The organism is Bradyrhizobium sp. USDA 3311, assembly GCF_054062495.1.
In genome coordinates this window covers 3,373,075-3,393,711 of sequence record NZ_JBSSFI010000001.1, presented here as the reverse complement: position 1 = coordinate 3,393,711, position 20,637 = coordinate 3,373,075, and the positions used below count along the sequence as shown (strand labels likewise).

Annotated in this window: 21 protein-coding genes; 14 read left to right on the top strand and 7 right to left on the bottom strand. The window is 66.3% G+C overall.

The features are described from left to right. Positions 1-108: 108 nt before the first annotated feature. Complete coding sequence (locus tag ACVWW6_RS16090; protein WP_456681016.1) at positions 109-1,356, bottom strand: acyltransferase family protein; 1,248 nt, start codon at positions 1,354-1,356, stop codon at positions 109-111. Positions 1,357-1,443: 87 nt separating this feature from the next. Beyond that, complete coding sequence (locus tag ACVWW6_RS16085) at positions 1,444-2,565, bottom strand: helix-turn-helix domain-containing protein (RefSeq protein WP_456681015.1); 1,122 nt, start codon at positions 2,563-2,565, stop codon at positions 1,444-1,446. 217 nt (positions 2,566-2,782) lie between these two features. Here ACVWW6_RS16085 and napE point away from each other — a divergent pair, with 217 nt between their 5' ends. The 6 genes from napE to ACVWW6_RS16055 all read left to right on the top strand — a co-directional run bounded on the left by napE (position 2,783) and on the right by ACVWW6_RS16055 (position 8,175). Next, complete coding sequence (gene napE / locus ACVWW6_RS16080; RefSeq protein WP_011089773.1) at positions 2,783-2,968, top strand: periplasmic nitrate reductase, NapE protein; 186 nt, start codon at positions 2,783-2,785, stop codon at positions 2,966-2,968. A gap of 35 nt (positions 2,969-3,003) precedes the next feature. Then, positions 3,004-3,336: a chaperone NapD gene (locus ACVWW6_RS16075; protein WP_456681014.1), complete on the top strand. Its 333-nt coding sequence runs from the start codon at positions 3,004-3,006 to the stop codon at positions 3,334-3,336. A gap of 16 nt (positions 3,337-3,352) precedes the next feature. Further along, positions 3,353-5,866, top strand: coding sequence for a nitrate reductase catalytic subunit NapA (gene napA, locus ACVWW6_RS16070; RefSeq protein WP_456681013.1), 2,514 nt, complete (start codon positions 3,353-3,355; stop codon positions 5,864-5,866). Then, positions 5,863-6,333 carry a nitrate reductase cytochrome c-type subunit gene (locus ACVWW6_RS16065; protein ID WP_028173083.1) on the top strand — a complete coding sequence of 157 codons (471 nt, stop codon included), beginning with the start codon at positions 5,863-5,865 and terminating at the stop codon, positions 6,331-6,333. The genes napA and ACVWW6_RS16065 overlap by 4 nt, the downstream gene beginning before the upstream one ends. Beyond that, positions 6,330-6,971, top strand: coding sequence for a NapC/NirT family cytochrome c (locus tag ACVWW6_RS16060; RefSeq protein WP_028173082.1), 642 nt, complete (start codon positions 6,330-6,332; stop codon positions 6,969-6,971). The genes ACVWW6_RS16065 and ACVWW6_RS16060 overlap by 4 nt, the downstream gene beginning before the upstream one ends. 88 nt (positions 6,972-7,059) lie before the next feature. After that, positions 7,060-8,175 (top strand): ATP-dependent DNA helicase, encoded by a 1,116-nt coding sequence (locus ACVWW6_RS16055; protein ID WP_456681012.1) that lies wholly within the window; start codon positions 7,060-7,062, stop codon positions 8,173-8,175. A 214-nt stretch (positions 8,176-8,389) separates the two neighbouring features. On the opposite strand, the gene ACVWW6_RS16050 is transcribed toward ACVWW6_RS16055, so the two are convergent. Continuing rightward, complete coding sequence (locus ACVWW6_RS16050) at positions 8,390-10,075, bottom strand: tetratricopeptide repeat protein (RefSeq protein ID WP_456681011.1); 1,686 nt, start codon at positions 10,073-10,075, stop codon at positions 8,390-8,392. 249 nt (positions 10,076-10,324) lie between these two features. On the opposite strand from ACVWW6_RS16050, the gene msrA reads away from it, so the two are divergent. The 4 genes from msrA to ACVWW6_RS16030 all read left to right on the top strand — a co-directional run bounded on the left by msrA (position 10,325) and on the right by ACVWW6_RS16030 (position 12,257). Beyond that, positions 10,325-11,029, top strand: a complete 705-nt coding sequence (gene msrA / locus ACVWW6_RS16045) for a peptide-methionine (S)-S-oxide reductase MsrA (RefSeq protein WP_456681010.1) — start codon at positions 10,325-10,327, stop codon at positions 11,027-11,029. Between the two features lie 29 nt (positions 11,030-11,058). After that, positions 11,059-11,478: a peptide-methionine (R)-S-oxide reductase MsrB gene (gene msrB, locus ACVWW6_RS16040; protein WP_456681009.1), complete on the top strand. Its 420-nt coding sequence runs from the start codon at positions 11,059-11,061 to the stop codon at positions 11,476-11,478. Positions 11,479-11,586: 108 nt separating this feature from the next. Further along, on the top strand, positions 11,587-11,751 hold the full coding sequence (locus ACVWW6_RS16035; protein WP_053815155.1) for a DUF3309 family protein: 165 nt from the start codon (positions 11,587-11,589) through the stop codon (positions 11,749-11,751). Between the two features lie 212 nt (positions 11,752-11,963). Next, on the top strand, positions 11,964-12,257 hold the full coding sequence (locus ACVWW6_RS16030) for a hypothetical protein (protein WP_028173077.1): 294 nt from the start codon (positions 11,964-11,966) through the stop codon (positions 12,255-12,257). A 243-nt stretch (positions 12,258-12,500) separates the two neighbouring features. On the opposite strand, the gene ACVWW6_RS16025 is transcribed toward ACVWW6_RS16030, so the two are convergent. Next, positions 12,501-13,058: a DUF4112 domain-containing protein gene (locus ACVWW6_RS16025; RefSeq protein ID WP_404523789.1), complete on the bottom strand. Its 558-nt coding sequence runs from the start codon at positions 13,056-13,058 to the stop codon at positions 12,501-12,503. A 62-nt stretch (positions 13,059-13,120) separates the two neighbouring features. Beyond that, positions 13,121-13,546, bottom strand: coding sequence for a DUF5413 family protein (locus ACVWW6_RS16020; protein ID WP_011089784.1), 426 nt, complete (start codon positions 13,544-13,546; stop codon positions 13,121-13,123). Positions 13,547-13,689: 143 nt separating this feature from the next. Between ACVWW6_RS16020 and ACVWW6_RS16015 the strand changes: the two genes are divergently transcribed. The 3 genes from ACVWW6_RS16015 to ACVWW6_RS16005 all read left to right on the top strand — a co-directional run bounded on the left by ACVWW6_RS16015 (position 13,690) and on the right by ACVWW6_RS16005 (position 14,729). Then, positions 13,690-13,932: a hypothetical protein gene (locus tag ACVWW6_RS16015; protein ID WP_456681008.1), complete on the top strand. Its 243-nt coding sequence runs from the start codon at positions 13,690-13,692 to the stop codon at positions 13,930-13,932. A 38-nt stretch (positions 13,933-13,970) separates the two neighbouring features. After that, complete coding sequence (locus tag ACVWW6_RS16010) at positions 13,971-14,195, top strand: hypothetical protein (RefSeq protein ID WP_028173074.1); 225 nt, start codon at positions 13,971-13,973, stop codon at positions 14,193-14,195. 171 nt (positions 14,196-14,366) lie between these two features. After that, complete coding sequence (locus ACVWW6_RS16005; RefSeq protein WP_456683160.1) at positions 14,367-14,729, top strand: hypothetical protein; 363 nt, start codon at positions 14,367-14,369, stop codon at positions 14,727-14,729. A 47-nt stretch (positions 14,730-14,776) separates the two neighbouring features. Here the strand turns inward: ACVWW6_RS16005 and ACVWW6_RS16000 are convergent, their stop codons facing one another. After that, positions 14,777-16,399 (bottom strand): hypothetical protein, encoded by a 1,623-nt coding sequence (locus ACVWW6_RS16000; protein WP_456681007.1) that lies wholly within the window; start codon positions 16,397-16,399, stop codon positions 14,777-14,779. A 37-nt stretch (positions 16,400-16,436) separates the two neighbouring features. Then, complete coding sequence (locus ACVWW6_RS15995) at positions 16,437-17,729, bottom strand: adenylosuccinate synthase (protein ID WP_028173071.1); 1,293 nt, start codon at positions 17,727-17,729, stop codon at positions 16,437-16,439. Between the two features lie 360 nt (positions 17,730-18,089). On the opposite strand from ACVWW6_RS15995, the gene mgtA reads away from it, so the two are divergent. After that, on the top strand, positions 18,090-20,588 hold the full coding sequence (gene mgtA / locus ACVWW6_RS15990) for a magnesium-translocating P-type ATPase (RefSeq protein WP_456681006.1): 2,499 nt from the start codon (positions 18,090-18,092) through the stop codon (positions 20,586-20,588). Positions 20,589-20,637: the final 49 nt, after the last annotated feature.

Sequence of the window (20,637 nt, the reverse complement as noted above, 5' to 3'; positions counted from 1 at the left end):
CTCTCCCGCATTATTCTTTGTTGCGCTCATCTTAGTGAGCGGGGCGGCGCTGTCTACGGAGCAGCAATTCCGCCGTGCGGGAGAACGGTCCCCTCAACGCATCCGGCGTTATTGCGCGGCGGAGCCTTCCACCGCAACGACATGCGCCGCTTCGCGTGGTGCGCGGCGGCCGTTCAGGACCACACCGATGAAGGTGAAGCGCACCAGCAGATGATAGCTCGCCAGCATCGGAGGAAGCGCGACGGCGAGAATGATGGCGAACTTGATCGGCGCGGACCAGTCGAGCTGCGACACCGCAACTTGTAGCGCCATCACGATCGGCATGTGGATCAGATAGAGCCAGTAGGACGCATCGGCGAGGTAACGCCAGGTCGGGCTGAAGCCGGACATGAAGCGGAGCGCGAGACCGAGGACCGCGAAGGTCGAGATCCATATCGCCGGGGCATACAGGGTGGCGGAGACAAGCCTGAGCGTGGCGAAGCTGACCGGCAGTTTCGGCGCACCCGGCGCGGACAGCATCACACCTGAGAGCACGAAGCTGATCAGGATCAGGCCGACCGCGAGCAGGAGGTGCGGGAGCCAGCGCCGCTCGAGAAGCCGCAGCAGATCGACCTGCCGATGCAGCAGCCAGCCGACGCCGAATGCGGTGCCGAAGCCGATCCAGGCCTGCGCGTTGGTGACGAGCGATTGATCCGGCGTCCTCACCCCCATCACGTTGATCCACCGCGGGTCCAGGCAGAAGGCGATGCCGATCGGGATCGCCAGAACCAGCGGAGCCAGCGGATTTCGCATGATCCTCGCAAAGAGGCGGTCGATGACCGTTCGCAGCGTGCCGGAGGCATCAAGCCAGACAATTGCGCCGCGCAGCAGCAGCATGGCGACATACAGCTCCAGCAACACGTAGAGAAACCAGAGATGGGCCAGGGGGAAATTCGGCAGCACCGGCGGCCAGCCACGCGCGCCGGGAGTCGGACCGCCATTGGGAAAGCCGGAGGCCCAGATGACCACCAGAGCCATCGGCGTAAACACGATCGGCCAGCCGATCACGAGCGGCAGCCCGATCCGCTGCAACCTGTCCCTGACAAAGCCCCAGCTCCCCCGGCGATGGAAACTCATGCGGGCAAAGAAACCGGCCATCAGGAAGAAGGCCGTCATCCGGAAGACGTGGATGGTGAAGGTCAGCAGGCCCAGGAGGAGGCTTGGATGGGTGTCCTGGATGAACCAGAACCGGGGCGTGGCGGGCACGAACGACATTGCCGCGTGCAGGACGATGCCGAGCAGCAAGGCGCCGCCCCTGAGCGCATCGAGAGCGTGGAGCCGTTCCGATGTGGGGGTGGCGGCGGTCGAAGGAGACATGGGTGGGCTCATTCCGGCTGGCGAGAAGCTTCTGCCGGACAGTCTGCCCAATCGGGGCGCGGCCCTCTTGCCCAATCCAAAAATCGGCTAGCCGATTTCTCGACGCAGTTCGCTGATGTCGGCCCTACCCGGCCGGCTCAGCGCCTCGCGCCGGAATTCGGTCGGGGTCACGCCGGTTTCGGCCTTGAAAGCGCGATTGAAAGGTCCGATCGACTGGAAGCCCGCGTCCATGGCGATGGTCAGCACCGGGACTTCCCGCTGCGTCACGTCGGACAGCGCCAGCTTGGCATCCTCGATGCGATAGCGATTCAGGAACGCATTGAAGTTGCGATAGCCCAGCCCTTCGTTGATCGCCTGGCGCAGCCGATGCTCGGGAACGTCGAGCCGCGCCGCGAGCGTCCCGATCGCAAGACCTTCCTGCCGGTAGGTTCGTTCCACGGTCATCAGATGGTCGAGGCGCCGGAGCAGGAGCGGGTCGACGATGACCCGCCCCGCGGCGGCGCGATCGGCGACCCGGGCCTGTCTCCCCGCCTCGCCGGATGCGATCGCAGCCGTGGCGTCGTCGACGGCCACCGCCGCCGGTGCGCTGAACAGGCCCAGGCCGGCAAGCATGGCCACCACGAACAGGCTGAGCGCGGTCGGAAGACTGCCGGACGCGCCGGGCGCGGCAACCGGAATATCGGCGAAGCCCGCGACGGCGACGAGCCCGATCATCGCGACATTGATGGCGAGCATTGCCAGCCGCAGCCGGCGCCGCCGCATCACCAGATCCACGCGCCAGGTCTTGACCGTCTGGGCCGCGGCCGCGAGCGCCAGCACCAGGGCCACGATCGCAAGGACCTTGCCGCCGCCCTTGGCCAGAGTCGGCCATCGCGGCCAACCGAGCGACAGCGCAAATCCAAAGGCGACGATGGCCAGCCACAAGGCGCCATGCCACCGCCTGAGCACGAAATCGTCGTCAAACGCCGCGCGGGCCCACAACCAGAACACGGCAGGCATCGCGGACAGGATCGGCAACGTCCACCACCATGACGCCTTGGGAAAGAACGGCGCGGTGACGATCGCATAGAACACGCCCCCGGCGGACATGGCCATGCCCAGCAAAGCGTTCTGATTTGGAATGCGGCGCTGGAGCGCCACGAGGACGATCAACAGGAACACGCCGCTCGCCGCGCCGCGAAACCCGAGATCGATGGCCGTGAGCCCCATCTGGTTCACAATTCGCATTGCCCCGTTCGAGAGCTAAGTTTCGCATCGCGCCGGCCCGGGCACAACCCAAACTTGCGGTTGTGGTCACGGCCCAACCATCCTCGCAAATCGACGGATTGATACAGATCAACGCGTTGACGCCGCGGTTGCAGCACAAGCAAGGCAAGGTAACGGCCCGGATGCCGTCCCAATTCCCAAAATTTCAGAGAGACCGAATATGTCGGCCCCTGACGACACGACTTCGCGCGTGCGCCGTAGGCGCATGGAGATTTTCGCCTTCCTGTTCCTGACCGCGGTCGTGATGCCCGTCCTCGCCGTCGGAACGGTCGGCTCCTACGGGCTTGGCGTCTGGATCTACCAGATGTTTGCCGGTCCTCCCGGCCCACCAGCCTCCCCGCATTGATCCCCAAGGATCCCCAAGAGCGAAAGACAGGCATCATGGCCCAACCCTCACTCAATCATAAAGTCACGCTCAACCGCCGCGCCTTGATCACCGGCCGGGTGCTCAGCGCCGACCGCATCGTGCCGCCGCCGGGCGCCGAGATCGCCAGCATCATCGTGCAGGCGCGGCCCGAGCGCCTCGCCGAGGTCGAAGCCGAGATCATTGCGCTTGCCGGCTGCGAGATCCACGGCCGCGATCCGCGCGGCAAGCTCATCGTCGTGACCGAAGCGCCGGATGCCAGCAGCCTCGGCACCATGCTCAACACCATCCAGTCGCTGCAACACGTCTATTCCGCGGCGCTGGTCTTCCACGCCATCGAAACCGCCTGAGTCAGGAAGAGCCATCATGACATCGCCGAAGCTCGACCGCCGCCAGATGCTGAAGCTCGAGGCCGCCGCGATCGCGGCCGCCGCCGCTGGCCTCCCGGTGCCGGCGCTCGCCGCCAACCTCGCCACCGAGCGCGAGGTGAGCGAACTGAAATGGGACAAGGCCGCCTGCCGCTTCTGCGGCACCGGCTGCTCCGTGATGGTCGCCACCAAGGAGAACCGCGTCGTCGCGACGCACGGCGACATCAAGGCCGAGGTCAATCGCGGCCTCAACTGCGTCAAGGGCTACTTCCTCTCCAAGATCATGTACGGCCACGACCGCCTGACACAGCCGATGCTGCGCAAGGCGAACGGCAAATACGACAAGAACGGCGACTTCACGCCCGTGCCCTGGACCGAAGCCTTCGACATCATGGAGGTGAAGTGGAAGGAGGCGATGAAGAAGCGCGGCCCCAACGGCGTCGCCATGTTCGGCTCCGGCCAGTGGACGATCTGGGAAGGCTATGCCGCCTCAAAGCTGTTCAAGGCCGGCTTCCGCACCAACAACATCGACCCCAACGCGCGGCACTGCATGGCCTCGGCCGTCGCCGGCATGATGCGCACCTTCGGCATCGACGAGCCGCCCGGCTGCTATGACGACATCGAGGCCACCGACGCCTTCGTGCTGTGGGGCTCCAACATGGCGGAGATGCACCCCATCCTGTGGACGCGCCTGACCGACCGCCGGCTGTCCGCGCCGCATGTCCGCGTCGCCGTGCTCTCGACCTTCGAGCACCGCTCGTTCGACCTCGCCGACATCGGCATGGTGTTCAAGCCGCAGACCGATCTCTATTTGCTGAACGCCATCGCCAACCACATCATCAAGACCGGCCGCGTCAACAAGGACTTCGTCGCGGCCCACACCGTGTTCAGGCGCGGCCAGACCGATATCGGCTACGGCTTACGGCCCGAGCATCCGCTGCAGAAGAAGGCGACGGGCGCGGCGAAGGCCAACGACTCCACGGACATGAGCTATGACGAGTACGTCAAGTTCGTCTCGGAGTACACGCTGGAGAAGGCGGCCGAGATGTCCGGCGTGCCGCTCAACCGCCTGGAGGCGCTCGCCGAGCTCTACGCCGATCCCAAGACCAAGGTGGTCTCGTTCTGGACCATGGGCTTCAACCAGCACACCCGCGGCGTCTGGTGCAACAACCTCGTCTACAACATCCATCTTCTGACCGGAAAGATCTCCTCGCCCGGCAACAGCCCGTTCTCGCTGACCGGCCAGCCCTCGGCCTGCGGCACCGCGCGCGAGGTCGGCACCTTCTCGCACCGCCTGCCCGCGGACATGGTCGTCACCAACAAGGAACACCGCACCAAGGCCGAACACATCTGGCAGCTGCCCGAAGGCACCATTCCCGACAAGCCCGGCGCGCATGCCGTGCTGCAAAGCCGGATGCTGAAGGACGGCCTGATCAACGCCTACTGGGTGCAGGTCAACAACAACCTCCAGGCCGGCCCCAACGCCAACGAGGAGACCTATCCGGGCTTCCGCAATCCCGACAATTTCATCGTGGTCTCGGATGCCTATCCGTCGGTCACCGCACTCGCGGCCGACTTGATCCTGCCCACCGCGATGTGGGTCGAGAAGGAAGGCGCCTATGGCAATGCCGAGCGGCGGACGCAGTTCTGGCATCAGCTCGTCCCTGCCCCGGGCGAGTCGAAGTCCGATCTCTGGCAGCTCATGGAATTCTCCAAGCGCTTCAAGATCGAGGAGGTCTGGCCCGAGGAGTTGATCGCCAAGAAGCCGGAGGTGCGCGGCAAGACGCTGTTCGACGTGCTCTACAAGAACGGCCAGGTCGACAAGTTCCCGGTCTCCGACATCGAGCAGGGCTATCTCAACGACGAGTCCAAGGCGTTCGGCTTCTACGTGCACAAGGGCCTGTTCGAGGAATATGCCTCGTTCGGCCGCGGCCACGGCCATGACCTCGCGCCGTTCGACGCCTATCACAAAGAGCGCGGCCTACGCTGGCCTGTCGTCAACGGCCAGGAAACGAGATGGCGTTTCCGCGAGGGCAGCGATCCCTACGTCAAGCAGGGCACCGACGTGCAGTTCTACGGCTATCCGGACGGCAAGGCGCGCATCTTCGCGCTGCCGTACGAGCCGGCGGCGGAATCGCCCGACGGCGAATATCCGTTCTGGCTCTCGACCGGCCGCGTGCTGGAGCACTGGCATTCCGGCACCATGACGCGCCGCGTGCCCGAGCTCTACAAGGCCTTCCCCGAGGCCGTCTGCTTCATGCATCCGGACGATGCGCAGAAGGCGAAGATCCGGCGCGGCGACGAGGTGAAGGTGGTGTCCCGCCGCGGCTTCATCCGCGTCCGCGTCGAGACGCGCGGCCGCGACCGGCCGCCGCGCGGCCTCGTCTTCGTGCCGTGGTTCGACGAATCCAAGCTGATCAACAAGGTGACGCTGGACGCCACCGATCCGATCTCGCTGCAAACCGACTTCAAGAAATGCGCTGTGCGCATCGAGCGGGTGAACGTGTCATGATGAAACGATTTGGAATCGCATTGCTTGCGGTCGCGATCGCCGCGGGCGCGAGCTCGCTGACCGCGCAGACGGTGACGTCGGGCCTGCGCGGCCCGGCCCCGCTCAATGACGAGGGGCCCGCGCCGCCGATGCTGCCGAACCGCAACACCTCCGAGCGGGAGGTGCGCAATTATCCGGAGCAGCCGCCGGTGATCCCGCACACGATCGACGGCTACCAGGTCGACCTCAACGGCAACAAATGCCTGTCGTGCCACGCGCGGGCGCGCACCGCGGAATCGCAGGCGCCGATGGTCTCGATCACGCATTTCATGGACCGCGACGGCCAGTTCCTGGCCTCGATCTCGCCGCGGCGCTTCTTCTGCACGGAATGCCACGTGCCGCAGAACACCGCGACCCCGCCCGTCAGCAACGATTTCACCGACATCGACACGCTGCTGTCGCGCGCAAGCCCAGGTGGCCGCCGATGACGACGACCGCTGACGAGGCAAAAGCCAAGCGCGGCTTCGTCGCGCGAAGCTGGGATTTCGCGCGCGAGCTCTGGCAGGTGCTGATCCGGCCGAGCTCGGTGTTCGGACTCGGCGTGCTGGTGCTGGCGGGCTTTGCGGCCGGCGTGATCTTCTGGGGCGGCTTCAACACCGCGCTGGAATTGACCAACACCGAGAAGTTCTGCACCGGCTGCCACGAGATGAAGGACAACGTCTTCGCCGAGCTGAAGTCGACCATCCACTTCAGCAACCGCTCCGGCGTGCGCGCGACCTGTCCGGACTGCCACGTGCCGCACAACTGGACCGACAAGATCGCGCGCAAGATGCAGGCCTCCAAGGAGGTCTGGGGCAAGATCTTCGGCACGATCGACACCCGCGAGAAATTCCTGGACCACCGGCTCGAGCTGGCGGCGCATGAATGGGCGCGCTTCAAGGCTAACGATTCGCTCGAGTGCCGCAACTGCCACAGCGCCGATTCCATGGACATCACCAAGCAGTCGCCGCGGGCCTCGGTGGCGCACCAGCGCTTCCTGTTCACGGGGGAAAAGACCTGCATCGACTGCCACAAGGGCATCGCCCACCATCTGCCCGACATGCGCGGCGTTCCCGGCTGGCAATAGGATAGCCCGCCCCGCTTGAACCGGCGGGGCGAATGGTTAGTTTTGGGGGATGGCGAATCGCTTCGGCTCGCCCCTCCTCAAGACAGACATGGCCACTTTCACCCCGCATCAGGATGCCGCTCTCAAGGCCGTCGGCGACTGGCTCAAGGCCAAGCCCGGCCGGGGCGGCACGCCGCCGGTGTTCCGCCTGTTCGGCTTTGCCGGCACCGGCAAGACCACGCTGGCGCGGCACATCGCCGAGGGCGTCGACGGCGAGGTGAAGTTCGCCGCCTTCACCGGCAAGGCCGCGCTGGTGATGCGCAACAAGGGCTGCGACGAGGCCTCCACCATCCACTCGCTGATCTACCGCGCCCGCGAATCCGGCGAGGAGCAGCCGAGCTTCGAATTGTGGGACGACGCGCCCGCGTCCAAGGCCAAGCTGATCGTGATCGACGAATGCTCGATGGTCGATGCCGAACTGGGGCGCGACCTGATGTCGTTCGACTGTCCGCTGCTGGTGCTAGGGGATCCCGCGCAGCTGCCGCCGATCCAGGGCGGCGGCTTCTTCACCAACACCGAGCCCGACGCGATGCTGACCGAGGTGCACCGCCAGGCCCAGGACGATCCGATCGTGCGGATGTCGATGGACGTCCGCGAAGGCCGCGAGCTCGACATCGGCCGCTACGGCGAGAGCGAGGTGGTGTCGCGCAAGGAGCTCGATCCCGACCGCGTCATGGGCGCCGACCAGGTCCTGGTCGGCCGCAACAACACCCGCCGCGCCTACAACATGCGGGTGCGCCAGCGCCAGAACATCGAGGACGCCTTTCCGGTCGCCGGCGACAAGCTGGTGTGCCTGCGCAACAACCGCAAGAAGGGCCTGTTCAACGGCGGCCTGTGGCGCGTGAAGTCGCGCAACACCTCGCGCTCCAAATCGCGCATCCTGTCCATGCGGCTGTCGCCGGACGAGGATCTTGGCCACAAGGTGACGAAGGTCTCGGTGCGCGCCGACTGCTTCGAGGGCGGCGTCGAGCAGATCGCCTGGGAGCAGCGCAAGCCCTATGACGAGTTCGACTACGGCTACGTGTTGACCGTGCACAAGTCGCAGGGCTCGCAATGGGACGACGTCGTGCTGTTCGACGAGAGTTTTGCGTTTCAGGAGAGCCGGGCGCGGTGGCTGTACACGGGGATCACGCGGGCGGCGAAAAGGTTGAGTATCGTCGTTTAAGCGTCGATGCTTTGGCAACGCCGCGGCCTCAACCTCCGCTCGTCGTCCCGGACTAGCGAAGCGCAGATCCGGGACCCATACCCACAGGGAGAAGTTGGGCGAAGACCCGGAGTGGGCGCCTTGCCCGACACTTCTCCCTGGGGTTATGGGTCCCCGCCTTCGCGGGGACGACACCGGTTATGAGGCTCCGCCGTCGCATCCCACACGCAGCCCCTCACTTCCCCGCGGCGAAATAGAAATCCTCGCGCCCCGGAGGCGAGCCGTAGGTGAACGGCTGCTGCTCGTGCCTGGTGGCGGACCAGACGTCGTCGCGGACGATGTCGAACAGCTTTCTGATCTCGACGCGCGGCTCTTTGATCTCGCGGGCGAGCGCGGTGGCGAACGGGCTGTCGGTGCCGCCATCGCCGTCCATCGCGGTCTCACCGTGCTTGGCGGCGTAGACCACCATGAAGCCGGCGCCGGGCTCGATGTTGGAAAAGCCCTTGTCGACCAGCTTGAGCGACAGCGTCCGCTGCATGGTCGGCGCGAACGGATTGTCGCGGCATGCATCCAGCATCACCAGACGCACCTTTCGCGCGGCGCCGACGGCGGCGATCACCTGCTCGAGGGCGACGGCTTGAGCCTCGGCATCCCGGTCGGCGGCCAGCTTGGCGTCGACGGGAACGAGGTAGTTCACCCCGCCGATCTCGAATCCGTGGCCGGCGTAATAGACCACCGCCCAGTCGGCCTTCTCCGCTTCGGCGGCGAACGTCTGCAGCGCTTCGAAGAACTTGTCGCGGGTCAGGTCGCTGACCGATATCACGGTCTGGAAGCCGACGTCGCGCAGCGCGTTTGCGATCAACTTCGAGTCGCGCGGCGGATTGGGCAGGGCGTGCACGTTCTTGTAGGCGCCGTTGCCGATCACCAGCGCGACGCGGCGCCCGGTCGCCCCGGCCGGCGGCAGCGGCGTCAGCGCGGCGAGCCGCTCCTGCGCGACGGCGCGGGCGCGCGCGACGTCGAGCTCGTCGAATTTCGTCAGCGAATAGGCCGCCGCGCGGTAGTCGGCGCGGGCCTGGGCGAGATCCTTCCTGCGCTCGTAGATCTGGCCGCGGCCGGAATGGGCGCGGACATTGTTCGGGTTGATCTGGATGGCCGTGTTGTAGTCCTTCAACGCGGCGTCGAGGTCGCCCTTCATCATGCTGACATCGGCGCGGTTGTTGATTGCGTAGACGTTCTTCGGCTGCTTCTCGATCAGGCCGTTGCAATCGGCAAAGGCCTGGTCGTACTTGCCCATCATGCCCCAGGTGATGCAGCGGTTGCCGGCGACCTGCGGCGCGGCCGGATCGATCTTCTCGGCCTCCGCGAAATCGGCGATCGCGCCGTCGAAATCCTTCATCAGCGTGCGCACGCGGGCGCGATTGGTCCAGCCGAGCAGGAATTTTGGCGTGTACTTGATCGACAGGTTGAAGTCGTCGAGCGCGCTTTGCAGCGCGCCCCTGCGCAGATGGATGACGCCGCGGTTGTTGTAGGGGACGCCGTAGGTCGGGCGCTTCTGGAGCGCGAGGTTGTAGTCCGCCATCGCGAGGTCGTCCTTGCCCGAGCGTTCATAGGCAAGGCCGCGCAGGTTGAGAACGATGACGTTGTCCGGATCGAGATCGACGGCCATGGACAGGGTCTCGATCGCGCGGGTGTAGTCGCGCTTGTTGATCAGGGTGTTGCCGCGCACGGACAGCGCGATCGCCTTGTCCTTGCCGGCGAGGCGGTCAGCGTTGAGCAGATTGTCGCAGGCCTGCGCCCTGGCCTGGAGCTCGGCCTGCCGGTCACGGCAGATGGCGAGATCGTCGCCGGCCTGCGGCTCGGCCGCGGCGACCGCGACGGCGGAGATCAGGGTGACGAGGGTCAGGGAAACGACGCGCAGCATGTTGTCAGGCCAGCTCCAGCCACCACTTTTTTAAGTCGATCGTCGATCGCGCGGGTTCATCTAGCGCGGAGTTCCTCACCTCGCCAAGCCGGGCTGTCGCGGGCCGCGTTTTCTCACAGAGTCGTGTCCGCCGCGGCGTAACAATCGGCACCTGTCCCCGTATCTCAAGTGACTGAAATGCCGCCGGGCAGGCTGTTCGCCCGGCGCCAACCGACCTAGAATATCCACCTTCCGGAAAGAGGATCCGCCATGCGCCGTCCCGCCCTCCTGTCTCTGCTGGCTGCTACGACCGCCCTGACGCTGGCCTTTGCCGTGCCGTCCCGGGCCGCCGAGGATGCGGTCGCGATCCCCGCCCCGACCATGGACGCGGCGCCGGCGAGCGGCATCCAGACCGCCGTGATCGCCGGCGGCTGCTTCTGGGGCGTGCAGGGCGTGTTCCAGCACACTGCGGGCGTCGTCAACGCGGTCTCCGGCTATGCCGGCGGCACCAAGGCGACCGCCGACTACCAGACTGTCTCGAGCGGCCGGACCGGCCACGCGGAATCGGTCGAGATCAAGTACGACCCGAAGAAGATCAGTTACGGAAAGATCCTCCAGATCTACTTCTCGGTGGCGCACGACCCGACCCAGCTCAACCGCCAGGGGCCAGACACCGGCACGCAATATCGCTCGGCGATCTTCACCACCTCCGAGGAGCAGAAGAAGGTGGCCGAGGCCTATATCGCCCAGCTCAACGGCGCCAAGGTGTTCAGCAAGCCGATCGTGACCAAGGTCGGCGCGCTGGAGGCGTTCTATCCGGCGGAAGCCTATCATCAGGACTATCTGACGCTGCATCCGAACCAGCCCTACATCGCCTATAACGACCTGCCCAAGGTCGAGAACCTGAAAAAGCTGTTCGCGGATAACTACATTGAGAAGCCGACGCTGGTGAATGCCAGCAAGGCCACCAACTGATCGCGAGATCACCAAGAAACGGGAGACCCATGCCCGACGCCAAGACGAAGACCACGGACGACAAAGTCATCAAGAGCGAAGAGCAGTGGCGGCGCGAGCTGTCGCCGATGCAGTACGCGGTGCTGCGCGACAAGGCGACCGAGCGTCCCTTCTCCGGCGAATATGAGCACGACCACCGTGCCGGCACCTATGTCTGCGCCGGCTGCGGCAACGTGCTGTTCGAGTCCGACGCCAAGTTCGATTCCGGCTGCGGCTGGCCGAGCTTCACCCAGCCCGCCGTCGAGAGCCATGTCGACGAGGAAAGGGACGTGAGCCACGGCATGATCCGCACCGAAGTGCTCTGCGCCAAGTGCAGCGGCCATCTCGGCCATGTCTTCCCCGACGGCCCCGGGCCGACGGGCCTGCGCTACTGCATCAACTCGGCGGCGCTGAAGCTCGAGCCGAAATAAACGTTGCGCGCCGTTGGGTTCCGTCATGGAACCCGGCGGCGCGATGTGCTTTTCTTCTCTGGCGGTGCGGCCGATCATCGCGATTTGGCGGCCGCCAGGGAGGATGCCATGTCGCTCGGGACCATCCTGATCATCCTGGTGATCATCTACCTGCTCGGCGGCCTGTCCGGCCGCGTCGGCGGTTACGGCTACGGCATGGGCCATTCCGGCATGGGGATCGGTGGCGTCGTGCTCGTGGTGCTGGTCGTGCTGTTGCTTCTTGGCAAACTATAAACCATCCAACTAATTGAAATTACTTGGTTTATAGCCCTTGCGGGGCTGCCATGCGCGGATTCATCATCTCCCATCGCAGGGGTCGCAATTTTGTCAAAACGGCCTATATTAGAGGGCGAAAATGACATGTGCGGCGGGCCCACGCGATTGGCCTCCGCCCTCCCAAACCCCACGCGCTTAAAGCCCCAGAGAAGATCACGAGGTCTTTGACCATGCGTCCACTGCGTCCGTTCAACTTCAACACCTCCGCCGAGCTCTTCCCCGCCGCGATCCGCAAGAAGAAGCGTGCCGGCTTCACCTATCGCCGGTTCGGCACCGCGGCCGAAGCCGTGCAGTTCGCGATGGAGCAGTTGCCGACGGATTCGCTGAACGGCGCCTATCTCCAGGTCGAGGAAGCGCGCTTCGACCAGAATGGCATCCGCTCGCTCTATGAGAGCGAAGCCTTCCCGCTGCCCCGTCGCCGCAAGCCCGAACCGGCTGCCGAGGCCGACGCCGACGCGGCGTAAGTTTTTTCGCCAAACCCGATGTGCGCAGAAGGCGCGATGGCCGAAAGGCTATCGCGCTTTTTGCGTTTTTTTAGTTCTCCCTCTCCCGCTTGCGGGAGAGGGCTGGGGTGAGGGTGTCTACACAATCGAGGACTCTCAAGAGGCGAAAGCCCTCACCCGGCGCTACGCGCCGACCTCTCCCGCTTGCGGGAGAGGTGCACCGAGCCTGCCGCTCGCTCACCTCAATCGAGATACTTCCAGCTCCTAAATCCGCGGCTGCTTGTCGAGCCAGCGGCGGAGCAGGCGCATGTTGCGCATGTTGGCGCGGAACATGACGTCGAAGGCGTCGCCCGCAAGCGGCACCATGCCGACCACGCCGTCGACCGCGACATTGCCGAGCATGCGCGCGGTGAGGTACCAGGGCGCGCCCAGCGCGCGGGCCTCGCGCACCAGCCACAGCGAGATCGCGGTCGTGATGATGTCGCCGACGACGGGGATCAGTCCGATCAGGCCGTCGATGCCGTAGCGGATGTTGGTGCCGGGCAGGATGAAGGCGACGTCGAGCAGCCTGGCGATCGCCTCGAGCCGCGCGATGCGCTGCTCGCGCGTCAGGTTGCCGAACGGATTGCCTCCCAGCGGATTGCCCTGACCGAACTCAAAACGAAACTCGCGAAATCCCTGCTCCAGCGTCTCGGGCCGGATCTCGCGGCCGTCCTGGTCGATGATCGGCCCGCGTGGTTCCGTGCCTGAGAAGGTGGCGCGCGAACGGCTCCCGGAACGGGATTTGCGCGGAGCAAGAATATCGTCGTCGGACATGGTCATGGCCCAGGGGAAACTCGCGAGCGCGGCGGAGGTTGCTGCACCGCGCCCGAACGTCGCGCGGGTCAGGTCGGCGCCGCCGCCGCTTGCGGCTCCTCGACATATCTATGCACGAGCCAGGAGGAAAGCACCGACGGCACGAAGCCGACCAGGCCGTACAGGATGAACTGAACCGCACCCGAATCCGGCCCGCGCGAGCTGTAGGTCAGCGAGGCCAGGACGAAAGCGAACAGGCCGACCAGCAGCATCCGCAGCACCGGGCCGACCCGGCGGATGTGGAGCAGGATGTCATCGACCGCGCCGATCATCAGCGACGGCAGGAAGCCGAACAGATAGCTGTATTGCAGGGTCTTGAAGAATACTGCGAACAGCTTGCCGACCTCGCCAAGATTGGTCTGGGTCCAGTAACCGGACTGGTAGGTCGTCGTCAGCAGCAGCAGGAACCCGCCGACAAACGGCCCGACCAGCGCAAACACCAGATAGCGTTTCATCAAAGACCCTCACACTTTGGCCCTGTTATAGCAGCGCCTCGGGAACCTTGAATAGCGGGCGCCGACTCCTCCCCGGGGGAACAAGTGGCAAGGCGACGAGTTCAGACAGGACCTGAATGACCCCTCTCGGACCGGAGCCGCCGATGTCCCGCAAATTTCTTCTGGCGACGATCACGCTTGCAACCCTCGGTGGCCTGTCGAGCGCGCCGGCTCTCGCGCAAGGCCACATGGGCACACCGCAGGAGCAGAACGCCTGCTCGCGCGATGCCTCGCGGCTGTGCCGCAAGGACCTCGGCAATGACGGCGCGGTGCAGAACTGCCTGCAGGCCAACCGGGCCAAGCTGTCGAAATCGTGCAGCAAGGTGTTCGCCAGTCACGGCATGTGAAGATCGGAAACAGTCCCTGCGAACGGAGAGGTGAAGCCATGCTGCGCGACGAACAGCTCTCGATCCTCAGGGACATCAGTCAATCCATTGCCTTTGCCGACGACCGGCAAGGCAAGATGGGACAGTTGATCGCCGACGGCTACGTGATGAAGGACGGCGATCTGTTCGAGCTCACGGCGAAGGGCGTCACCGCCGTCGAGGAACACGCCGCCGCACTTGGCGAGAGCGACGCCACAAGCACGCCATCCTATCGCCTCATCTGACGCAACGCGTCGCTTTCTGCGTGACGTGCGCGCAACAATTGCGAATTCGTTCGCGCGGACCATTGCAGCCATACGACAATGGCGCATACTTGGCTCGGGCGGCGCAGCACTTTTCGATTCGAACATCACGAGAAATCGAGCAACCACATGCGGGATGAGGTTCCCGGCGTGATGGCTGAGACATGCGGCAGGTCAAGCCGCGTGAGGCGCCCCAAAACCAAGCGGCTCAAGCCCACGGAACTCGGGGACACATTCAGCATGACACGCAACCGGACCATCGCAACTCTCTTCGCCCTCGCCACCACCGTCGTCGCATTCCAGACATCGCCCGGCTTCGCCTTCTCGTCCGAAGCGCAGCAGATGTGCTCGGGCGATGCGATGCGGCTGTGCTCCAGTGAAATTCCCGACATCCCGCGGATCACCGCGTGCATGGTGCGGAACAAGGCGCAGGTCAGTCCCGGCTGCCGCGCCGTGATGGACCGCGAGCACGCCGCCGCCGCGGCATCGCGCAAGCGGGAAGCGGCCGCGCAGTAGTCATCCATCCAGGATGTCATTCCGGTTCGGTGCGCAGCACCAGTGGTCTAATCGCCCCACTGCGCGAAGGCGTCGTTGAAGGCGCGCTCGCCGGGGGCGCCCTTCTCGATCGCGATGATGGCGCGGCGCTGGTTGGCGTAGACCAGGGGCACGTCGAACCAGGAACGCTCCTTCAGGAGCTGGACGTTGCGGGCGCGGTCGGCGTCGACGTTGGACAGGCCGACCAGGAAGAAGCCGTCGGTGACCTTGACCGCGAGCCCTGCGAGCGGCGTGCCGCGCGCCTGCTCGTTCGACTTCATCAGAATGCCCGGCACGTTGGAGACGCTGCCGCCCGGGAAATCCTGCGGCAGGATGAAGGTCAATTCCGCGGTGTGGCTCGCCGGCAGCGAGGAGTCGGTGTTGCGGCGGAACGACATCGTCATCTTGAACTTGCGGTCGGGAATCTCGATGTCGGCGCGCACGGCGACGTCGGCCTTCTGGTTGCCCGACGCCTTGATCGGCTCGAGCCGCCACACCACCGAGCCGACATATTGCTTGCCCTTCGGATCGGACGGATCCTCGTCATAGAGCACGACCTTCTGCGCCACCGGCGCGACCGGCTGGTCGCTGGCCGAGGGCTGGCCGACACGATCGGGGATCTTCGGCTTGCTCTGCGGCTGGGACGCATCCTTCGGCGCCTCCACCACCTGGGTCGGCGAGGACTTGAACAGGCCGCTCACGGTCTGGAGCAGCGGCTTGCCCCAGAGAATGCCGGCGCCGACCAGAATCAGCACGATGCCGACGGCGATCGCACTCTTGAACGGGAAGACGGAGCGCGCGCGCTTGGGCTTCTTGGCGTCGCGGTCGAGGACGGGGATGTGCGGGCGCCCCGACGGCTGCCGCGGCGCATAGCGCTCGGCCTCCTCGACCGACTCGTCATAGGAATAGGGCGCATCGCCCTCGCCGGCGCGGTTCTCCAGGCTCGGCTCCAGCCGGTCGAATTCCGGCGAGGGCGAGGGCACGTTGGCGTAGGTGCGGCGCGCGGCGCGATTGGCCTGCGCGGCGGCGCCGCCGAGATCGTTGACGTCGGCGGTGATGTCGCGGAAGCCGCGCACGCCAGGTGCGGGCGGCAGCGGCGGCGGAGGTCCGATGTCCGGCGGACGGCGCCCACCCGCGCGCTCGCGTCCGGCAGGCGGCGGGACCGGCGGCTCGGGCGGCGGCGCCGGCGGACCGGGCTGGCGCGGCGCATCGAAACGGGGCGCGCGCGGCGGACGCTGGGCCTCGCCCTGGTCATCGACGTTGAAGGACGGGCGGTCGGCGCGCGGCGGCGGTGGTGCCGGACGGGCGCGCGGCGGAGCAGCCGGTGGGGCTGCGGCCGGGTTGCCCTCGGTGGCACGGGTGCTGGCGCGGCGGAAGGCATCGCCGCTGCCGCTGCTGCGGGTGCCGCCACCACCGGGGCGCGAGGCCTCGCGGGCACGCTGGGCGGCCTCCGATTCGACCTTGCGGACAGCCTCTTCCAGCGACAGCCGTTCGCGGGTGATCTCGGATTCGGAGAGCGGCGGCTGCACGCTGCGCAGCTGTGCGATCAGCGCCGTGCGCGCCCGCTCATAGAGCGCGCGACGGCTTTCGCCGGGAGCGTTGGGATCCAAGGCGGCAATAGCGCGGGCGATCAGCGGATAGTAATCAGCCATTTCTACTCAACTATACGCGCGTCCCGGTAAGAGATCGTTAAGCCTCAAACGGATTTTGCACCAGGATAGTATCTTCGCGTTCGGGGCTGGTGGAAAGCAGCGCGACCGGGCACCCCACCAATTCCTCGATCCGGCGGACATATTTGATGGCCTGGGCCGGCAGGTCGGCCCAAGACCGTGCACTGGCGGTCGGCTCCTTCCAGCCCTCGATGGTCTCGTAGATCGGCTCGACCCGGGCCTGGGCGCCCTCGCCGGCCGGGAAGTGGTCGATCTCCTTGCCGTCCAGCTTGTAGCCGGTGCAGACCTCGATCGAGTCGAAGCCGTCGAGGATGTCGAGCTTGGTCAGCGCGAGGCCATTGATGCCGCAGGTGCGGACCGCCTGGCGGACCAGCACGGCGTCGAACCAGCCGCAGCGGCGGGGCCGCCCGGTATTGGTTCCGAACTCGCGGCCACGCTCGCCGATCTTGCGGCCGATCTCGTTGTCCTGCTCGGTCGGGAACGGGCCCTGGCCGACGCGGGTCGTATAGGCCTTGCACAGGCCGAGCACATAGCCGACCGCGCCGGGGCCGAGGCCCGAGCCGGTCGCAGCCTGCGCCGCCACCGTGTTGGACGAGGTGACGTAAGGGTAGGTGCCGTGGTCGACGTCGAGCAGCGCGCCTTGCGCACCCTCGAACAGCATGCGCTTGCCTTCGCGGCGCTTGATGTCGAGCAGCCGCCACACCGTCTCGGCATAAGGCAGCAGCTGCGGCGCCAGCGCGGTCAATTCCTTCAGGATATCCTTGCCGTCGAACTCCGGCAGATTGAGGCCGCGACGCAGGGCGTTGTGGTGAGCCAGCAGCCGGTCGATCTTGTGCGGCAGCGTGTCGAGGTCGGCGAGGTCCATCAGGCGGATGGCACGGCGGCCGACCTTGTCTTCATAGGCCGGTCCAATGCCGCGGCGCGTGGTGCCGATCGCGGTCGCCGCATTGGCGGATTCGCGGTGCGCGTCGAGCTCGCGGTGCAGCGGCAGGATCAGGGTGACGTTCTCGGCCACGCGCAGATTTTCCGGAGAGACGGCGACGCCCTGCGAGCGCAGCTTGGTGACCTCGTCGAGGAACGCGGTGGGGTCGAACACCACGCCGTTGCCGATCACCGACAGCTTGTGTTCGCGCAGCACGCCCGAGGGCAGCAGCGCGAGCTTGTAGGTCTTGCCGTTGATCACCAGCGTGTGGCCGGCGTTATGGCCGCCCTGGAAACGGACGACGATGTCCGCCTGCTCCGACAACCAGTCGACGATCTTGCCCTTCCCTTCGTCGCCCCACTGGGCGCCGACGACGACAACATTGGCCATTCGCGGGTAATCCCTATTCAATCTGTCTCTAGGAGGCATGATCCTCGCGGAAAACCGGTGCCCACTTTTCCGGGATCATGCCTGCGCCAAGCCCTCTCCGCGGCCCAAGGCCGCTCGCACGCAAGGCAGCCAACCGGATAAAGGAAGCGGCCCCTCTAGGCAAGCAAGAACGGGGCTTTTTCGAGGTCGGAAAGGCACCCCAAGCCTTTGATATAACCTTAAAATCCTGAAAGATTCGCGGCCCCGCGACATCGGAATTGACACGCATCAACCGTTCCGGCCCGCGATTGCGCCAAGGGATGGCTGTCACCTCCACCGCTTACCCCTCCCGGGCCTAGAAGCCTCCATGCCGGATATGCCGTGACCAAGCCACCGAACAGCCAGGCGAGCCAGTTCTGGCGCCTCCCGACGGATGCGCTCTGCACCCAGCTCGGCTGCTCCTTGCAGGGCCTGACCGCGACCGAGGCCGCCAAGCGCCTCGGCCGGTTCGGGCCGAACAGCGATGCACCGCCGCGCATCGAGGGCGCGATGCGCGCGATCCTGCGCCGGCTGCTGGAGCCGCTGTCGCTGATCCTGCTGGTCGCCGGCATCGTCTCGATGCTGACCGGTGACGACATCGGCGGGCTCATCATCGTGCTGATTCTCGCCGGCTCGATCGGGCTCGACACCATCCAGGAGGGCCACGCAGTCCGCGCCGCCGAGATCCTCCGCCGTTCGGTGGCGCTCAAGGCCGAGGTCAGGCGCGACGGCGCCTTCTGCGAGATCGACGTCGACCACGTCGTTCCGGGCGACCTCCTGCGTGTCCGCGCCGGCGACATCATCCCGGCGGATGGGTTGATCCTGGAGAGTACCGCCTTCACGGCCGGGGAAGCCGCGCTCACCGGCGAGCCCTATCCGGTGCAGAAGCGCGCCGGCGCCGCCACCGACCCCGACGACACCTCGAACGCACTGTTCCGCGGCGCCGTGGCGCAGACGGGCGAGGCGATCGCGCTCGTCGTCAGGACCGGCCGCGACACCGTGTTCGGCGCGGCCGCCTCCGCGCTCGCCGAGACGCAGGCCCCCTCCCCCTTCGAGCGCGATTTGCGCGAGTTCGGCCTCGTGATCGCGCGGGCCACGCTCGCGCTGGTGCTGGTCGTGCTCACCGTCCGCGTCGTGTTCGGCCGGCCAGTGCTCGATTCGCTGCTGTTCGCGGTCGCGCTCGCGGTCGGGCTGACGCCGGAGCTGCTGCCGATGATCACCACGGTGACGCTGTCGCGCGGCGCACTTCGGATGGCCGGCCGCAAGGTGATCGTGAAGCGGCTGGCCGCGATCCACGACCTCGGGGCCATGACGGTCCTGTGCACCGACAAGACCGGCACGCTGACCTCGGCCGAGATCACGCTCGCCCGGAGCCTCGACGCCGAGGGCAAGGACAACGCCCGCGCCGCGCAGCTCGGCGCCATCGCGGCATCGCTCGGCGGCGATCGCGGCTCGCTCGATGCCGCGCTCGTCGCCGGCCGGCCGGACGCCGCACAGGGCTGGACCTTGGCCGGACGGCAGGCCTTCGACTTCTCGCGCCGGCTGGGATCGGTGCTCGCGACCGGCCCCGAAGGCACGCTGCTCATCGTCAAGGGCGCGCCGGAAGCCGTGCTCGTATTGTGCACGATGGACGAGCGCGCGCGCACGGCTGCGCTGGCGCGCGTGCGTGAGCTCGCGAGCGAGGGCCTGCGCACCGTGGCGATCGCCTCGCGGGCGTGGAGCGGCGTGCTGCGCGAGGTCGAGACGGAGGACGAGACCGATCTCGCCTTCGAGGGCTTTTGCGCCTTCGCCGATCCGCCGAAGCCGACGGCCGCGGCCGCAATCGCGCGGCTCGCGGCGAGCGGCGTGGGCCTGAAGATCCTCTCGGGCGACGACCCCGTGGTGGTGAAGCGGCTCGCGAGCCTGGTCGGACTGAACCCCGAGCGCGTACTGTCGGGGACCGACGTTGCGGCGCTCAGCGACGCGGCGCTCGCCGTGCAGGTGCGCTCCACGGACGCGTTCGGCCGCCTCGCGCCGGACCAGAAGTCGCGCATCGTGAGGGCGCTTCAGGCGGGCGGCGAAGTGGTCGGCTTCCTCGGCGACGGCATCAACGACGCACCGGCCCTGAAGGTCGCCGACGTCGGATTGTCGGTCGACGGCGCGACCGGCGTGGCGCAGGCCGCCGCCGACATGATCCTCCTCGCTTCGGATCTCGAGGTCGTCGCCGACGGCGTCGCGGAAGGACGGCGCACCTTCGCCAACATCCTCAAATATGTCCGCATGGGCGCAAGCTCGAATTTCGGCAACATGCTGTCGATGGCGATCGCCTCGATGGTGCTGCCGTTCCTGCCGATGCTGCCGACGCAGATCCTGCTCAACAACCTGCTGTACGATCTCTCGGAGCTCGGCATTCCCTTCGACCGGGTCTCGGCGCAGGCAACGGCGCAGCCGCAGGTGTGGAGCATGTCGAACCTGGCGCGCTTCGCCGCGATCATGGGACCGCTGTCGTCGGTGTTCGACTTCCTGACCTTCGGCGCCCTCATCATGCTGTTTCACGCATCGCCCGGCGAGTTCCGCACCGCCTGGTTCATCGAATCCATGGCGACGCAGATCCTGGTGATCTTCGTCATCCGCACCAACGGCCGACCGTGGCGCAATTGGCCCGATCCAGTGCTGTCGGCCTCGTCGCTGATCGCCTTGCTGGTCGCGATGGTCGTGCCGTTCACCCCGGTCGGCACCTGGTTCGGCTTTGTCGCGCCGCCGCCGTTGATGATGGCCGGCATCGCGCTGCTCGTCGTCGTCTATCTCGCCTGCGCCGAGCTGCTGAAGCCCTTCGCGATCCGCAGCAAACGCAAGCGATAGAGATTTGTGACCGCGATATTTCAGATCATTTCGGACCCGCACAAATTTC

Coding starts and splice junctions, on each gene's coding strand:
- ACVWW6_RS16055 (WP_456681012.1), top strand. CDS start 7,060: ATGGCCACTTTCACCCCGCATCAGGATGCCGCTCTCAAGGCCGTCGGC.
- ACVWW6_RS16000 (WP_456681007.1), bottom strand. CDS start 16,399: ATGGCTGATTACTATCCGCTGATCGCCCGCGCTATTGCCGCCTTGGAT.
- napE (WP_011089773.1), top strand. CDS start 2,783: ATGTCGGCCCCTGACGACACGACTTCGCGCGTGCGCCGTAGGCGCATG.
- msrA (WP_456681010.1), top strand. CDS start 10,325: ATGCGCCGTCCCGCCCTCCTGTCTCTGCTGGCTGCTACGACCGCCCTG.
- ACVWW6_RS16050 (WP_456681011.1), bottom strand. CDS start 10,075: ATGCTGCGCGTCGTTTCCCTGACCCTCGTCACCCTGATCTCCGCCGTC.
- ACVWW6_RS16085 (WP_456681015.1), bottom strand. CDS start 2,565: ATGGGGCTCACGGCCATCGATCTCGGGTTTCGCGGCGCGGCGAGCGGC.
- ACVWW6_RS16065 (WP_028173083.1), top strand. CDS start 5,863: ATGATGAAACGATTTGGAATCGCATTGCTTGCGGTCGCGATCGCCGCG.
- msrB (WP_456681009.1), top strand. CDS start 11,059: ATGCCCGACGCCAAGACGAAGACCACGGACGACAAAGTCATCAAGAGC.
- ACVWW6_RS16060 (WP_028173082.1), top strand. CDS start 6,330: ATGACGACGACCGCTGACGAGGCAAAAGCCAAGCGCGGCTTCGTCGCG.
- ACVWW6_RS16025 (WP_404523789.1), bottom strand. CDS start 13,058: ATGACCATGTCCGACGACGATATTCTTGCTCCGCGCAAATCCCGTTCC.
- ACVWW6_RS16030 (WP_028173077.1), top strand. CDS start 11,964: ATGCGTCCACTGCGTCCGTTCAACTTCAACACCTCCGCCGAGCTCTTC.
- ACVWW6_RS16005 (WP_456683160.1), top strand. CDS start 14,367: ATGGCTGAGACATGCGGCAGGTCAAGCCGCGTGAGGCGCCCCAAAACC.
- ACVWW6_RS16090 (WP_456681016.1), bottom strand. CDS start 1,356: ATGTCTCCTTCGACCGCCGCCACCCCCACATCGGAACGGCTCCACGCT.
- ACVWW6_RS16010 (WP_028173074.1), top strand. CDS start 13,971: ATGCTGCGCGACGAACAGCTCTCGATCCTCAGGGACATCAGTCAATCC.
- ACVWW6_RS15995 (WP_028173071.1), bottom strand. CDS start 17,729: ATGGCCAATGTTGTCGTCGTCGGCGCCCAGTGGGGCGACGAAGGGAAG.
- ACVWW6_RS16075 (WP_456681014.1), top strand. CDS start 3,004: ATGGCCCAACCCTCACTCAATCATAAAGTCACGCTCAACCGCCGCGCC.
- ACVWW6_RS16015 (WP_456681008.1), top strand. CDS start 13,690: ATGTCCCGCAAATTTCTTCTGGCGACGATCACGCTTGCAACCCTCGGT.
- ACVWW6_RS16035 (WP_053815155.1), top strand. CDS start 11,587: ATGTCGCTCGGGACCATCCTGATCATCCTGGTGATCATCTACCTGCTC.
- napA (WP_456681013.1), top strand. CDS start 3,353: ATGACATCGCCGAAGCTCGACCGCCGCCAGATGCTGAAGCTCGAGGCC.
- ACVWW6_RS16020 (WP_011089784.1), bottom strand. CDS start 13,546: ATGAAACGCTATCTGGTGTTTGCGCTGGTCGGGCCGTTTGTCGGCGGG.